The sequence below is a fragment of the Klebsiella sp. CN_Kp066 genome, from assembly GCF_040065135.1.
GTDB classification, from domain to species: Bacteria; Pseudomonadota; Gammaproteobacteria; order Enterobacterales; family Enterobacteriaceae; genus Klebsiella; species Klebsiella oxytoca.
On record NZ_JBEAIU010000053.1, the window covers coordinates 38,409 to 52,838 of the forward strand.

The following is a 14,430-nucleotide window of genomic DNA, read 5'->3' on the forward strand; positions in this document are numbered from 1 at the left end:
CCGGAGCGCTTCGTGTCCTCATTGCCGGTTGCCGCCGTCCTCCCTGAACTTCTCTCTGCCCTGCAGCATGCGCCGCAGGTTTTGCTTAACGCGCCAACCGGCGCCGGGAAATCCACCTGGCTGCCGCTGCAAATTCTCGCCGAAGGTAAAATCAACGGACGTATAATCCTGCTGGAGCCGCGGCGGCTGGCCGCGCGTAACGTGGCGCAGCGGCTGGCGGAACTGCTGGGAGAAAAGCCCGGCGAGACGGTGGGCTATCGCATGCGCGCGGAGAGCTGCGTCGGGCCGAACACGCGCCTCGAAGTGGTGACCGAAGGTATTTTAACGCAGATGATCCAGCGCGATCCTGAGCTGAGCGGCGTGGGGCTGGCGATCCTTGATGAATTCCACGAACGCAGCCTGCAGGCGGATCTGGCGCTGGCGCTGCTGCTCGACGTCCAGCAGGGACTGCGCGACGATCTTAAGCTGCTGATTATGTCGGCGACGCTGGACAATGAACGCCTGCAGAAGCTGCTGCCGGAGGCGCCGGTTATCGTTTCCGAAGGGCGCGCGTTTCCGGTTGAACGGCGTTTTTTGCCGTTGCCGACTCATCAGCGTTTTGACGAGGCGGTGGCGATAGCCGCCGCAGAGCTGCTGCGTAGCGAGAACGGCTCAATGCTGCTGTTTCTGCCCGGGGTAGGAGAAATTCAGCGCGTGCAGGAGCGGCTGGCGGAGCGGGTGGCGAGCGATGTTGTGCTGTGCCCGCTGTACGGCGCGTTGCCCCTGAGCGAGCAGCGTAAGGCGATACTGCCTGCGCCAGCCGGGATGCGCAAAGTGGTGCTGGCAACCAACATCGCCGAAACCAGTCTGACCATCGAGGGGATTCGGCTGGTGGTGGATAGCGCTCAGGAGCGAGTCGCGCGCTTTGACGCCCGGACCGGGCTCACTCGCCTGGTGACGCAGCGCATCAGCCAGGCCTCAATGACCCAGCGCGCCGGTCGAGCCGGGCGTCTGGAGCCGGGTATCTGCCTGCATCTGCTGGCAAAGGAGCAGGCCGAGCGCGCGGCGGCGCAGGGCGACCCGGAAATCCTGCAAAGCGATTTGTCGTCGCTGCTGCTGGAGCTATTGCAGTGGGGATGTCAGGACCCGGCCCAGCTCAGCTGGCTGGATCTGCCGCCTGCGACCAACCTGGCGGCGGCCCGGCGTCTGCTCACTGACCTTTCTGCGCTGGAAGGTGACCGGCTGTCGGCGCACGGGCGCAAAATGGCGGCGTTAGGTAACGATCCGCGTCTGGCGGCAATGCTGACGGCCGCGGAGGATGCCGATGGCGCCGCCACGGCGGCTAAGCTGGCGGCGATCCTTGAAGAGCCGCCGCGCGGCGGCAATAGCGATCTCAGCGCGGCGTTTGCCCGTCAGCAGGGCAACTGGCAGCAGCGGGCGCAGCAGCTGATGAAAAGGCTGGCGGTTCGCGGCGGTCAGCCCGACGCCGACAGCATCGCGGCGCTGCTGGCCTCCGCTTTTGCCGACCGTATCGCCCATCGTCGCGGTCAGGAGGGGCGCTACCAGCTGGCTAACGGGATGGGGGCGATGCTTGACGCCGATGATGCCCTGAGCCGCCACGAATGGCTGATTGCGCCGCTGCTGCTGCAGGGGAGCGCATCGCCAGATGCGCGGATCCTGCTGGCGCTGCCGGTCGATATTCACGCGCTGATTGAGCAGTGTCCGGCGCTGGTCCGGCGTTCCGATATCGTCGAGTGGGATGAGGCGCCAGGCACGCTGAAGGCCTGGCGGCGCACCTGTATCGGACGCCTGGTCATCAAGACCCAGCCGCTGGCGAAGCCGGCGGAAGAGGAGTTGCATCAGGCGATGCTTAATGGGATCCGCGAGAAGGGACTGAACGTGCTCAACTGGACGCCGGAGGCGGAGCAGCTGCGTCTGCGGCTGCACTGCGCGGCGCAGTGGCTGCCGGAGGAGGCGTGGCCGGCCGTTGATGAGGCGTCGCTGCTGGCCTCGCTTGAACAGTGGCTGCTGCCGCAGATGGCGGGCGTCCATTCGCTGCGGGCTCTGAAGGCGCTGGACGTGCGTCAGGCGCTGCAAAACTGGCTGCCGTGGCCGCTGCGTCAGAAGCTGGACAGCGAGCTGCCCACGCATTATACGGTGCCGACCGGTAGCCGCATTGCGATTCGCTATCACGATGAAAACCCGCCGGCGCTGGCGGTGCGAATGCAGGAGATGTTTGGCGAGGCGACCACTCCGACTATCGCCCAGGGGCGGGTGCCGCTGGTGCTGGAGCTACTTTCGCCGGCGCAGCGCCCGCTGCAGATCACCCGTGATTTAGGCGCGTTCTGGCAGGGGAGCTACCGCGAGGTACAAAAAGAGATGAAAGGGCGCTATCCGAAGCACGTCTGGCCCGACGATCCGGCCAATACCGCCCCGACCCGCCGCACCAAAAAGTATTCGTAGCCGGAGAGTTCCCGGGTTGCGGCGGAAACGCCTTACCCGGCTACCCGACCAGCACCGCCCGTAGCCCTGCTAAGCGCAGCGCGAGCAGGGGATATTTTATACCTGGCCCCACAAAAAGATGCCGCCGCCCGCCAGCGCCAGCCAGGGGCCGAAGGCCAGAGGCTGTTCGAGCGAACGACGGGTTACCAGGCGCTGCAGCAGCGTCCAGATCAGGCCGCTGGCGGAAGCCAGCAGCAGCGTATGCGGCAGCGCCTGCCAGCCGAGCCACGCGCCGAGCGCCGCCAGCAGCTTGAAATCACCGTAGCCCAGCGCCTCTTTACCGGTCAGCAGACGGAACACCCAGTACACTGACCACAGCGATAGATACCCGGCCATCGCGCCAACGACCGCCTCCGCCAGCGGCGCGAAGAGATCGGTAAGATTGAACAGCAGCCCGGCCCACAGCAGCGGCAGAGTCAGCCTGTCAGGCAGCAGCTGCGTTTGCGCGTCGATGGCGGCGAGGATTAGCAGCAGCGACAATAAAATTAACCCGCCCAGCAGCGTCATGCCCGCAGGGATCAGGTACCCGACCAGCATAAACAGCGCGCCGGTCGCCAGCTCCATCAGCGGATAGCGACGTGAAATCGGTCGCCCGCAGCAGCGCGAACGCCCCTTGAGCCATAAAAAGCTCAGCAGCGGGATATTGTCCCGCCAGGCGATGGGCTGACGGCACTGCGGACAGAACGATGCGGGGAAGCAGAGATTCACTCCCCCTGCGTACTCCATCATCAGCGGTAAACGATGGATAACGACGTTAAAAAAGCTGCCGAACGCCAGTCCGGACAAGAATAAAAAACCGCTCCAGATTAACGGGAATTGCGCGGCGAACTCGGGTAACAATGCGATGTTTTCCACGGCTATTTTTTCTCCTCGGATAGCCACTGTCCCTGCCACTGCCACGGCGTGCGCCCCTGCTTATCTTTACGGCCGGTTTGCGCAACCAGCAGCGTCAGCAGCGCCGGAGCCGCCTGACGGGTTTGCAGCATGCCGTTAAACGTATAGCGCCCGTCGGGCGTCAGAACGCCCTGTCCGGTGAGGCTAAGCTGATGGGAATCCTGGATCAGGGCGATAGCCAGCGCGCCCGCCGGGGTGCAGCTTAGTTTGCCGCTAACCTGGGCCAGTTCGAGCGAACCGGCGGGGGAGGTGAGCGCCGCATCCTGCCACTGCACGGCGCCCGCGCTTATCTGTCGGCAGCCGCCAGCGTTAAAACGGGCTTCCGGTAGCGTCAGCATCACCTGGCCACGAGCTTCCAGCGGTATCCCGAGCGCCAGCCGCTGGCCGATCGTCCGGGCCGGAATCACGAGTCGGCCCTCGCGCACCACAAACTCGTTCAGGCCGTGCAGCCAGGCCTGGCCGCGCAGGCCGGAGGGGGCGCTAAACGCGATATGCCAGCCGGGAAGCCACGACGAAAAGCCAAACTCCCAGCGTAAATGGACGATGTCAAAACCGCGCCAGCTGGCCTGACGGGCTTCTCCTTGCCACAGGGTGCCCGTGGTTTCGCCGAGCCGCGCGCCTTCCGGCAGCGCCAGGGCCAGCAGTCTCGCCGGCGCGCTAAGCAGCAGCCAGAAGAGATAGACCGCCGCCAGCAGCAGGCCGATAGTGATTTTATTTTTCATCGCTGCGCTCCAGCACCAGCGTAGTGACGGTGACCCGGCCGGGCTGCTGCGCCACGGCGGCCACCGTCAGCGTAACGGTGGTCATCCCCGCCTGCCCCAGCGCGTCGAGCCATGCCATCAGCGCCTGAAAATCGGCGGGCTGCACGCTAAGGCCCAGGCGAGCTCCCTGCGGCTGCAGGCGAACGATGGCGATCCCGTGGCGGGCGGCTTCGCGCATAATCACCGTTGATGGCTCTTGCGGCGCGGCAGGCGATTTCTGCTGGCGAAGCTGCTGCAGAAGGGGAGTCTGCTGGCGCATCCACTGCAGACTGGCCTGCTCCCGGGTCAGCGTTTGCCGCCACTGCGTCTCGCGACTTTGCCAGGGCTGCCATAAAGCGTAATAGACCAGGCCGATAATCAGCATCACGCCCATGCCCAGCAGCAGATGCCGTTCGCGGCGCGTACGCTGTTGCCATAAGGTCATCAGGTTATGCATCGTTATCCTCCAGCGTCAGACGCCCTTCAATACCGTCGGCGTGCGGTTTCATTTCCCCGCTCTGCACGCGGAAGCCGGCCCGCGCCCGCTGGCTGAACTGCTCCAGAGCCTGCGATGAGACGGCGGATATCTCCAGCTGCAGCGCGTTGCGCCCGGCATCATAGCTCAGGGTTCGCAGGCGAATGCCCGGCGTTTCAGCAATGATTTGCTGCAGAGCGCCGAGCCGCGAGATGAGCGCCGGCCGGGCGCTTGCGCTTGCCAGCCGACGCAGATGCTGCTGCATTTGCAGACGTGGATTGACGAGGTTTTTTTCGCTTTTGAACCACTGGCGGTAAAAGTCACGGCTGGCCTGTACCGCGGCGTCGGCCTGGCGCGCCAGCGCGAGATGGTCGTAGAGGCGATTCCCGCTCCACAGCAGCAGTAGCGCCAGCGCAGCGGCGAGAGCCGGGCGCCAGCGTCGGGGCGTCGGCGCCCGGCGGCGTTCAGGGGCAAAATCGCCCTGGCATAAGCAGATTTTACGCGCCTGCGGGTTGCTCGCCGCCAGCTCCAGCAAATCCTGCCTCGGCAGAGGCTGCCACGGTGCGGCAATATCCGGCGGCGGCGAGTAGCAGGCGATGGGCGCGAGGTCAGGCCAGTGAACCAGCAGTTCGCCGAGCCATGAGGTTTCCACCGCCATACCGCTCTCCGAATCGTGGCGAAACAGCCACTGCTCGCCGCAGCGTACGGCGCTCCAGCCGGTTGGGTTGTGCGGCAGGGTTAGGGCATCCGGCGTCAGTGCCAGCACGTTGAGTCCGAGTTGTTCGCACCAGGCCTGCCAGGCGCGCATCTTCTCCCGCCCGACCACCGCCACGGCACAATCGCTTTTATCCCGGTGGAGCAGGGCAAAATGGCTCTCCTCGACCTCTGTTGCCAGCTGTTCTTCGAGTAAAAACGCCAGGGCCTGCTGCGCATTTCGGCGCACGCCGGCGGGCAGAGTAACGCGATGAAACGCGCAGTCGCTGGCGGGCACCAGCACCCAGGCCGGATAATGTTGCGCCAGCAGGTTGAGCGTCGGATCGCCAGCGTCAGGATGCCATTCTCCGCTCTGCGCCTCGTCGCCCGGCGCGGCCAGCCGCCATATCGCCGTCGCGGCATCAGGATTGAGGCGAATAATCAGCACGGTGGCGGAAGAGGTATGGTGGTTATTCATCGGCTACCCAAGAGATTCCATAGCGCCGCTGGACGACGCCGAAGGTTCGCCCCTGCTTTTGCAGGAGGCTACGTTGCTGATAGCGGGCGCTGCCCATCACTACGCTGAAGGTGGCGATAAAACGCTCGCTGCGCACCGTCAGCCACGGACGCGCGGCGGCGGTATCGGTTTTTTGTAGTATCGGCTGCGACAGGAAAGCGGCGACGCTGCTCCAGCCGGTGGCCGCGCGCGCCTGCAGCAGCTGCCGGGCTTCGGCAAGGGTGAGTTCAGCCGGGAAGAGCGCCGACAGTAGCGCGGCCTGAGCGGGCTGCAGGGTATTGACGTTCACCTGCAGCGCATCGTCCGGAGGCGCGCAGACGTAGGGCAGCAGACGCTGATAGAGCGTCGCGTCCATCCCGGCCAGCAGGCGCAGTTCGCTGACATCCTGCAGCGGCTGATTGCCGCTCAGATAGCCGGGGGATTGCGCCATATAGACTTCATCTTCCGCGCCGTTCAGCAGCGGCTGGCGATCGCTGTCCACCCAGTCGCGCAGGGCGGCGGTCAGCTGTAAGGCGCGCAGCGGCTCGCTGCCGAGGTTCTCCAGCAGTCGGGTAAAAACCTGTGCGGGATAAGGGATTTCAACGCTTTCGTCGCCGCTGAGCTGGTTAATGGCGTTGAGGTTGAAGCAGGCCTGCGCGTCGCTTAGGGTGGCGTAGATCTCGCCGTCATTGAGCGTAAAACGTCGCCCCTGCTGGGCCCAGTTCTGCGCCAGATGGGTTTGGTTCGGCGAGTCGAGCGCGTCGCGTTGTAGCAACGCCGCCGCCAGGGTTTCCGCCCCCAGCGCGTACCATTTGGCCTGCAGGTTATCGAGGGTCGTCGCGGTTTGCTGATACATCCGCACGCTGCGATCGGTCATGGCGCTCGCCAGCACCATCATCAGAGCGAGGATCAGCAGCACCATAAGCAGGGCGACGCCGCGCTGGCGGGTATTCATTGGCTGCCTCCCGGCGTAAGCAGAAACAGCCTTCGGATCTCGCCGTATGGCTCCAGCGTCAGGGTGACCTCCAGCCCCTGGGGCAGCCTCTGCGGCTGCTGCCATTCATCCAGCCAGCGGCCGCTGGCGTAAAAGCGCAGACGAAACGCCTGCACGTTGCGCTGCATAACGGTCACCGTGGGCAGACTACCGGGCAGCGGGTCCTGCTGGTCGTAGCTCAGGCGCTCCAGGTGGCTGCCGCGCAGGCGGTAGCTGACGTTCTGAATTTCCGAACGCGGCAGAAGCCCCAGAGGGTTGGGCCAACCGTTGCGGCTAAAAGCGATCGCCCAGTCGTCGCTGCCGAGCTGAAAGCGTCCGGCAAAAAACAGGCTCGCGCTGTCGCGGCTGCGGCGGGGAATGATTTGGCTAAAGTCCGCCGCCATCTGGCTGAACGTTTGCTGCAGCATCTGGATGCGCTCGCCTTTATCGCGGGTGAGCGTATCGGCGCGCATCACATTTTGCAGCACCGTGACCGCAGCGACGCTGAGCGCGGCGAGGATGGCCAACGCCAGCAGCATTTCAACGAGGGTAAATCCGCGAGCTCGCTGGATCATGGCGGCGTCACGTAGGTGCGCAGCGAAGAGACGGGCATCTTTTCGCTTTTGGCATGGCGGACCTCGACGTCCAGCGCCCGCAGCTGCGGGAGGTCGGTTTCCACGCCCTGCCAGCGAATGTGCCAGCTGACGCCCGCCGTCTGCACCGTGGTTTCCGACCAGCTCAGCGCGGGCCAGCGATTTTCCAGCCGTAGCTGCACCAGCTGATTATCCGCCAGCCAGCCGGCCAGAATTTTCTCCTCCATTCGCCCCAGCTGGCGGGTTTGCTGGAGCGTGGCCTGCACCACCGCCAGCCCGGCAAGGGCGAAGACCACCAGCGCGACCATCACTTCTATTAGCGTCATGCCGGCCTGCTTTTTCATGGCGCCTCCTGCGGTTGAGGCTGGCTTTCGCCGCGCGCATTAAACGCGATACCCGTGGCTTCGCCGACGGTCAGCCGAAAGGGGGTCATCTCCCCGCCGGGAAAGATCAGCACATCGGGGTTGTCGCCCGGCGTCCAGGCCTCGCCCTGCGGAAAAGCGAGGCGTAGCTTGTCCCCGACGACGTTACCCGAAGTGGCGGCGCGTCCGGCGCTTAGCGGCAGCCAACGATAGCCGTTCCAGTCGTTGCCGACAGAGGGGGGCTCATGGCTTTCGCGGGCTTGCAGGACCAGAAACTGCCATCTATCGGGATGCACCGAGACGCCAAAAAACTGACCGGTTTGTAGACCTCGCTGCTGGACAAAGCGCAGCTGCGCCTCAAAGCGCGCCAGGGTCTGCGCCGCGCTATCATCGCGCGAGGAGGGGAAGGCCAGCAGCACCATGCCTGCGCTGACCCCCATCAGCAGCAAAATGAGCATCATCTCCAGCAACGTAAAGCCGCGCTGTCGCACTATTTTTTCCCAATCGTCCAGTTACCGATATCGTCATTGCTCTCCGGCACGCCGTCCGGCCCGAGGCTGAAAATATCGACCTGTCCATGCTGGCCGGGGCTTAGCAGCTGGTAATCGTTGCCCCAGGGATCCTGCGGCAGACGGCGAATATAGCCGCCTTCGGGATAGTTGCGCGCGTGCGGCTCGGCCGATGGCGCGCTGACCAGCGCCTGCAGCCCCTGCTCGGTGGTGGGATAGCGGCTGTTGTCCAGTTTGTACATGTCCAGCGCCCCCTCGAGCGCCACAAGATCGCTGACCACTTTTTGCCGATCGGCCTTTTCTTTGTTGCCCATCAGATTGGGCACCACGAGGCTGGCGAGTACGCCGAGGATAACAATCACCACCATGATTTCCAGTAAGGTGAAGCCGCGCTGTCGTTGCATATTTTTCTCCATTAGAACAATTACATACTCATCAGGGTATTGAGTTGCAGTATCGGTTGCAGAATGGCGAGGACGATAAACAGCACCATGCCGGCCATCGCCACTACCAGCAGGGGTTCAAACAGGCTGAGGGCCAGCTGAATTTGCGCGCTCAGATCCCGGTCCTGGTTATCTGCCGCGCGCGCCAGCATGTCGTTGAGCTCGCCGCTCTGTTCGCCGCTGGCGACCATATAGCGCATCATCGGCGGGAAAAGCTGGGTCATTTCGAGCGCGCGATGCAGGCTGACGCCTTCGCGTACCGCGTCGCTGGCGGCTTCGAGCTGGCGCTTAGCCCAGGCGTTGCTTAATACTTCCGCGCTGATGCGCATCGCCAGCAGCAGCGGAACGGCGCTGGCGTTGAGAATGCTCAGAGTACGGGCGTAGCGGGCGCTGTTAACGCTGCGCGCGACCCGGCCAATCAACGGCAGGCGCAGCAGCAGTCTGTGCCAGGCCAGCCGCTTTGCCGGCTGCCGCAGCAGGTAGCGCAGCAGCAGAGCCATGAGCATGGCGGCGAGCAGCAGCCACGGACCGGCGGCGCGCAGCATATCGCTCATCGCCATCAGCAGACGGGTAGAAAACGGCAGCGCCTGCTTAAGGTGGATAAACTGCTCGACAACCTTCGGCACCACCGTCGACAGCAGAATGACGATCACGCTGACCGCCACCAGGGTTAGCACGATGGGGTAAATCATCGCCTGCAGCAGCCGGGCGCGCAGCTGCTGGCGCTGTTCGGTATAGTCCGCCAGCCGGTTCAGTACGCCATCAAGATGGCCGGAAGCTTCGCCGGCGGCGACCATCGCGCAGTAGAGCGCGTCGAAGCAGCCAGGGTAGCCGCGCATCGCTTCCGCCAGCGCGTGGCCTTCCAGCACTTTGCCGCGCACGCCGGCAATCAGGGTTTTCAGCTGCGGTTTCTCACACTGCTGGGCCACCGCGTCGAGCGCTTTTTCCAGCGGGATGGCGGCGGCGACCAGCGTCGCCAGCTGGCGGGTGACGAGGGCGAGATCGCGGGCGTTAGTCCGGCGGATAAAGCGCGGTTGCCCGCCGCCGGCAGCCGGGGCAATATCCAGGGCCAGCCAGTTCTTATCCCGCAGCAGCTGGCGCGCGTGGCGGGCGGAGTCCGCCTGCTGGATGCCGCGCCGGGTTTTACCCTTTTCATCAACAGCCTGATAGCGAAAAAGCGCCATGTCAGGAGGCCTCCGCGATCTGCTGTTCGGTGACCCGCAGGACCTCTTGCCAGCTGGTGATCCCCGCCAGCGCCTTTTCCCGCCCGGCATGGCGTAGGGTGATATAGTCCGCTCCCAGCTGTTGGATCAGCGTCACCTCGTTTTCGCCGCGGTGGATAGCCATGCGCACGCGATCGTCCACCAGCAATAGTTCGTGAATGCCGGTACGTCCGCGATAGCCGGTAAAGCCGCACTCGGCGCAGCCCCGGGGCTGCCAGAGCGCCGTGCCGGGGGCGATCTCCATCTGGCGGGCGGTATCGGCATTGGCCGGCTCCTGCTGGCGGCAGTGCGGGCAGAGCCGTCGCACCAGCCGCTGCGACATCACCGCCAGCAGCGAGGTGGAGAGCAGAAAAGGCTCGACGCCCATATCCTGCAGGCGCGAGATGGCGCCCAGCGCGCTATTGGTATGCAGCGTTGAGAGCACCAGATGGCCGGTTAGCGAGGCCTGAACGGCGATTTGCACCGTTTCGCCGTCGCGGATTTCGCCCACCAGCACCACGTCAGGGTCCTGGCGCAAAATGGCGCGCAGCCCGCGGGCAAAGGTCATATCGACTTTCGCGTTAACCTGAGTCTGACCGATGCCCTCCAGCTCATATTCGATAGGATCTTCAATGGTCATGATGTTGCGCTCGCGGGCATCGAGGCGGCTTAGCGCGGCGTAGAGGGTGGTGCTTTTTCCCGAGCCGGTCGGCCCGGTCACCAGCACGATGCCGTGCGGGCGAGCGATCAGTCCATCTACCTGCTGAAGCAGCGCGGGCGGCATCCCGAGGGTCAGCAGATCGAGATTAACGCTGTTTTTATCGAGCAGACGCAGCACCACGCGTTCGCCGTAGCTCGACGGCAGGGTGGAGACGCGGACATCGACGGCGCGTCCGCCAATACGCAGCGCCATGCGCCCATCCTGAGGAATGCGTTTTTCGGCGATATCAAGGCTCGCCATCACCTTAATGCGCGAGATCAGCAGCGCGGCGAGGCGGCGCTGGGGGCGCAGGATTTCGCGCAGTACGCCGTCGACGCGAAAGCGAATTTGCAGGTGGCGTTCATAGGTTTCGATATGAATATCCGACGCTTTCTCTTTGATAGCCTCGGTGAGCATGGCGTTAATCAGGCGGATGATCGGCGCGTCGTCTTCGCTATCCAGAAGATCGTCGGTGTCCGGCAGCTCTTCGGCAAGGGTGTACAGATCCAGCTCGTTGCCGATATCCGCCATCATGCGCCGCGCCTCGGCGGAGTCGCGCTGATAGCTCAGCACCAGCAGCTTTTCGAACGCCTCTGCTTCCAGTCGTTCCAGGCTGAACGGCATCCCGGCCACCCGGCGAGCTTCCAGCAGCGCCTGCGGCGCGGTGGCGGCAAGGCAGAAAACCTCGCAGCTTGCGCCGTTGCTCAGGAGCATCACGTTGTGCGCGCGGGCGTAGCTGAAGGGGAGCAGCGGACGTCGTTCAGCGGCGGGCATCATAGATTGCCTCCCAGATTGAACGCGTCGATGGCGGCGCTGACCTGGCGGAACGCGGCGGTATCCTGGCGCGGGTAGATCTCCAGCAGATCGTTACTCAGCATCGCGTCGTTGTTCTCTTTGCCGCGCTGTTTGCTCTGGGCGTCGTTAAACGCGGTGTACTGCCCGGATGAAGCCTGACGGTACTCGTCTCGGTCGCGGATCACCGTTGGACGAATGAACAGCATCAGGTTGCGCTTGGAGACCTTTTTGCTGGTGGAGCGGAACAGCGCGCCAATCACCGGGATATCGCCGAGCAGAGGGACTTTATCGGCGGTGTCGGAGACGCTTTTATCCAGCAGGCCGCCGACGACCACCGTTTCGCCGCTGCCGACCAGTACGGCGTTATTCACCGTACGGGTATTGAAGGTCGCGCCGAGATCCGAACTGGTGCTGGAGGCGGCATCCGCCACGCTCGATACCTCCTGTTCGATCTCCAGCAGGACCGAATCGCCTTCGTTAATTTGCGGCTTTACCTTCAGCTTGATGCCGACGGTTTTACGCTCGACGGTATTGAAGATGTTATCGCCGGAGGTGGTTTGCGAGCCGGTCAGCACCGGGACTTCCTGGCCGACGTTAAAGGTGGCCTCCATGTTGTCGAGGGTGACAATGCTCGGCGTGGCGAGAATATCGTTCTTGGTGCTGCTTGAGAGTGCGGTGAGCAGCATTGCCCAGTTGCCCTGGTAGAAGCCGGCGGCAATGCCGTTGAAGGAGCTAAGGGCGCTGGCCAGGGAGCTGCTGACGGTGCCGTCTTTGTTGTACTGGTTGGCCCCGGCGATGGCCGTAGATATTGGCAGACCGCTGTTGGTGAACTGGGTCATCCCGGCGTTTTTATTGGCCCACTGGATGCCGAGGTTAAGACCGTCAGCGTCCTGCACTTCGGCGATGATCGCCTCCACCAGCACCTGTGGACGGCGGATATCCAACTGATCGATTACCCGTTCAAGATCGTTCATCACGTCAGGGGCGGCGGTGACAATCAGGGCGTTGGTCTGTCCGTGCGCTTTGATAATAATATTTTTATCCAGCGCCGCCACCGGCTTCGCGGCCTGCTTTTCGCTCTGCATCGTGCTGCTGATGCCAGTCAGCACTTCGACCAGGTCGGCGGCTTTGGCGTATTTCAGATAGATCACTTTGGTGTTGCCCTGCGTCGCCTGCTGGCGGTCGAGCTGCTTAATCATGGCGACGATCCGCTGGCGAGAGTTGGGCTCGCCGCTGACCAGCACCGCGTTGGTGCGCTCGTCGGCCACCACGTTGGCGACCATCGAGCCGGGCAGGGCCGATTTGCTGGTATCTTTGTTGAGTTCAGTCACCAGCTTGACCACATCGGCGGCGGAGGCCCATGAGAGGGGAACGGTCACCACGCTGCGGTCTCCGGCGTTATCGACGCGTTCGACGATGGTCAACAGACGCTTGATCACCGCCGCGCGGCCGGTCATCAGCAGGACGTTGGAGGGTTCATAGTGCACCACGCTGCCCGCGCCGGCGTTATCGTTAAGCTGGCGCAGCAGCGGCGCCAGATCGCGGGCGGCGACGTTAGTCAGCGGCACGACGCGGGTGACGACCTCATCGCCAGTACCCGGTGCGGCATCGCTCGCCACCGGCACCGCGGCGGTTTTCGCATCCTTCGAACGAACGACTTTCAGGACGCCGTTATTCATATTAATCACCGCGAAGCCATAGACATCGAGGACGCTGAGGAAAAATTGATAATATTGCTCTTCGTTGAGCATATCGTAGCTACGTACGGTAATGGTGCCGCGTACGCTGGGATCGATAATGACCGTTTTATTCAGGTTTTTACTGACCGTATTGATAAATTCCTGAATATCGGTGCCCTTAAAGCTGGCGGAAAACTCTTCCGCCGCGGCCGGTTTGAATATCAGCGCGGCGAATATCAGCAGCGTCAGGAAAAATGGGCGGGTAACGTTGGTGATGATCAATTATTCATCCCTCAGATCTAGAGAAATATCTTGTTTCTGGCCGTCGCGTTCAACGGTAAGGGTTATTTCGGTTAATTCCGGTAGCTGAGCTAATGCCTGGCGAGACTGTTCTTTATCGCGGAGATCCAGGCCGTTCAGGGCAATCGCCAGATCGTTTTCCTTGAGACCCGCCTGGCGAAATAACGCCGGTTTTTTTCCCGCATTCAGGCGATATCCGCTGAGCTTGTCGTTGACCATGACCGGCGAAATATTGAGGTAATGAAGAATATTTTGCGGCTGCGCGCGGAGCTCCTGCGCCAATTGGCCGGCTGGCGGCGCGGCGCTATTTTTGCCGGCGGCGGGCGGGTCGTTAAACAGCGGGATAGCCTCATTTGTGCCGCGGTAATTAACAATCAGGCGGTCGGGGAAAATGGCGACAATTTTCGCCTCTCCGCCCGGCGTATTATCGCCAATCCCGAGGCTAACCTGTTGATTCCCCTGCATCATGATAGCAATGGCGCGAGAGGGATCGGTACTGGCGAGCAGGCCGGTTACGCGCAGTTTGAGCGCCGAAACGGGCGCCTGCTCGAGGTTGTCGCCGTTTGCGGAGGAGGGCGTTTTCTCCGCCACGCCAAATAGCGTAAAGCGCGGCAGCGCCGTTTCCAGGGAGGGCGCGGCGGGCACCGTCGTATCGGCAGAGTTTAATGCGTTATCCGTAAAGTTTACCGGGAGAATTATTTTCCAGGTTAATTGGGCGAGCTGCTGGCAGATAAAAAATAATATGATGAACGTCACAATATGAGGCACGTAATTAATTATTTTTTTATTTGATATTGTTAATCTCATCACGGAATTAGGCATTTTTATTCCTTTGCTCATTCTATTTCCCTCAGTAAAAGGTAACGCCCTACCGATATTGGTGGGGATTTTTTTATGGTGAGCGTGCTTATTGCGGGAATCTGCGTAGGTCGCTGCGAATGATAAAGAGTTTGGCTATTGCGGTCGTCATTCCCTTTTTATTTTTTCTCCTCCGGCCGCCTACGCCCCCACACAATGAGCGAGCGGATGATTGAACCGGAGAGAGCAAGAATATCTAATTATCGACGCTTTAAAGATATGCTCGTTATTTTTTTA

General features: G+C 62.5%; 14 protein-coding genes. 1 reads left to right on the forward strand and 13 read right to left on the reverse strand.

Going from position 1 to position 14,430, the window contains the following annotated elements; all coding sequences use genetic code 11:
• Positions 1 to 12: 12 nt before the first annotated feature.
• A complete protein-coding gene (gene hrpB, locus ABLV75_RS21150) occupies positions 13 to 2,442 on the forward strand; it encodes an ATP-dependent helicase HrpB (RefSeq protein ID WP_023329256.1) in 2,430 nt (809 codons plus the stop codon).
• Between the two features lie 96 nt (positions 2,443 to 2,538).
• On the opposite strand, the gene ABLV75_RS21155 is transcribed toward hrpB, so the two are convergent.
• From ABLV75_RS21155 to gspC, 13 genes are read right to left on the reverse strand one after another with little or no spacing between them, the layout of a single operon-like run.
• Positions 2,539 to 3,336, reverse strand: a complete 798-nt coding sequence (locus ABLV75_RS21155) for an A24 family peptidase (RefSeq protein ID WP_047720367.1) — start codon at positions 3,334 to 3,336, stop codon at positions 2,539 to 2,541.
• A 2-nt stretch (positions 3,337 to 3,338) separates the two neighbouring features.
• Positions 3,339 to 4,097 carry a type II secretion system protein N gene (locus tag ABLV75_RS21160; RefSeq protein WP_047720365.1) on the reverse strand — a complete coding sequence of 253 codons (759 nt, stop codon included), beginning with the start codon at positions 4,095 to 4,097 and terminating at the stop codon, positions 3,339 to 3,341.
• Positions 4,087 to 4,572, reverse strand: coding sequence for a type II secretion system protein M (locus ABLV75_RS21165; RefSeq protein WP_016808874.1), 486 nt, complete (start codon positions 4,570 to 4,572; stop codon positions 4,087 to 4,089). The genes ABLV75_RS21160 and ABLV75_RS21165 overlap by 11 nt, the downstream gene beginning before the upstream one ends.
• Positions 4,565 to 5,761, reverse strand: coding sequence for a type II secretion system protein GspL (gene gspL / locus ABLV75_RS21170; protein ID WP_047720364.1), 1,197 nt, complete (start codon positions 5,759 to 5,761; stop codon positions 4,565 to 4,567). The genes ABLV75_RS21165 and gspL overlap by 8 nt, the downstream gene beginning before the upstream one ends.
• A complete protein-coding gene (gspK, locus tag ABLV75_RS21175; RefSeq protein ID WP_047720363.1) occupies positions 5,754 to 6,734 on the reverse strand; it encodes a type II secretion system minor pseudopilin GspK in 981 nt (326 codons plus the stop codon). Before gspK ends, gspL begins: the two co-directional genes overlap by 8 nt.
• Positions 6,731 to 7,327, reverse strand: a complete 597-nt coding sequence (gene gspJ / locus ABLV75_RS21180; RefSeq protein WP_004107987.1) for a type II secretion system minor pseudopilin GspJ — start codon at positions 7,325 to 7,327, stop codon at positions 6,731 to 6,733. The genes gspK and gspJ overlap by 4 nt, the downstream gene beginning before the upstream one ends.
• Entirely contained in the window at positions 7,324 to 7,689 is a 366-nt protein-coding gene (gene gspI, locus ABLV75_RS21185; protein WP_004110668.1) for a type II secretion system minor pseudopilin GspI, read from the reverse strand. Before gspI ends, gspJ begins: the two co-directional genes overlap by 4 nt.
• Positions 7,686 to 8,198 carry a type II secretion system minor pseudopilin GspH gene (gene gspH / locus ABLV75_RS21190; protein ID WP_047720362.1) on the reverse strand — a complete coding sequence of 171 codons (513 nt, stop codon included), beginning with the start codon at positions 8,196 to 8,198 and terminating at the stop codon, positions 7,686 to 7,688. Before gspH ends, gspI begins: the two co-directional genes overlap by 4 nt.
• Complete coding sequence (gene gspG / locus ABLV75_RS21195; protein ID WP_004110681.1) at positions 8,198 to 8,620, reverse strand: type II secretion system major pseudopilin GspG; 423 nt, start codon at positions 8,618 to 8,620, stop codon at positions 8,198 to 8,200. The genes gspH and gspG overlap by 1 nt, the downstream gene beginning before the upstream one ends.
• A gap of 20 nt (positions 8,621 to 8,640) precedes the next feature.
• Positions 8,641 to 9,843, reverse strand: a complete 1,203-nt coding sequence (gspF, locus tag ABLV75_RS21200; protein ID WP_017144958.1) for a type II secretion system inner membrane protein GspF — start codon at positions 9,841 to 9,843, stop codon at positions 8,641 to 8,643.
• A 1-nt stretch (position 9,844) separates the two neighbouring features.
• Complete coding sequence (gene gspE, locus ABLV75_RS21205; RefSeq protein WP_047720361.1) at positions 9,845 to 11,338, reverse strand: type II secretion system ATPase GspE; 1,494 nt, start codon at positions 11,336 to 11,338, stop codon at positions 9,845 to 9,847.
• Positions 11,335 to 13,317, reverse strand: coding sequence for a GspD family T2SS secretin variant PulD (gene pulD, locus ABLV75_RS21210; protein WP_004107980.1), 1,983 nt, complete (start codon positions 13,315 to 13,317; stop codon positions 11,335 to 11,337). The genes gspE and pulD overlap by 4 nt, the downstream gene beginning before the upstream one ends.
• Positions 13,318 to 14,157 carry a type II secretion system protein GspC gene (gspC, locus tag ABLV75_RS21215; protein WP_047720360.1) on the reverse strand — a complete coding sequence of 280 codons (840 nt, stop codon included), beginning with the start codon at positions 14,155 to 14,157 and terminating at the stop codon, positions 13,318 to 13,320. It abuts the gene before it with no gap.
• Positions 14,158 to 14,430: the final 273 nt, after the last annotated feature.

Excerpts from the sequence above, each read along its gene's own strand:
- ABLV75_RS21160 (WP_047720365.1), bottom strand. The coding sequence starts at position 4,097 with ATGAAAAATAAAATCACTATCGGCCTGCTGCTGGCGGCGGTCTATCTC.
- ABLV75_RS21165 (WP_016808874.1), bottom strand. The coding sequence starts at position 4,572 with ATGCATAACCTGATGACCTTATGGCAACAGCGTACGCGCCGCGAACGG.
- gspL (WP_047720364.1), bottom strand. The coding sequence starts at position 5,761 with ATGAATAACCACCATACCTCTTCCGCCACCGTGCTGATTATTCGCCTC.
- gspK (WP_047720363.1), bottom strand. The coding sequence starts at position 6,734 with ATGAATACCCGCCAGCGCGGCGTCGCCCTGCTTATGGTGCTGCTGATC.
- gspJ (WP_004107987.1), bottom strand. The coding sequence starts at position 7,327 with ATGATCCAGCGAGCTCGCGGATTTACCCTCGTTGAAATGCTGCTGGCG.
- gspI (WP_004110668.1), bottom strand. The coding sequence starts at position 7,689 with ATGAAAAAGCAGGCCGGCATGACGCTAATAGAAGTGATGGTCGCGCTG.
- gspG (WP_004110681.1), bottom strand. The coding sequence starts at position 8,620 with ATGCAACGACAGCGCGGCTTCACCTTACTGGAAATCATGGTGGTGATT.
- gspF (WP_017144958.1), bottom strand. The coding sequence starts at position 9,843 with ATGGCGCTTTTTCGCTATCAGGCTGTTGATGAAAAGGGTAAAACCCGG.
- gspE (WP_047720361.1), bottom strand. The coding sequence starts at position 11,338 with ATGATGCCCGCCGCTGAACGACGTCCGCTGCTCCCCTTCAGCTACGCC.
- gspC (WP_047720360.1), bottom strand. The coding sequence starts at position 14,157 with ATGCCTAATTCCGTGATGAGATTAACAATATCAAATAAAAAAATAATT.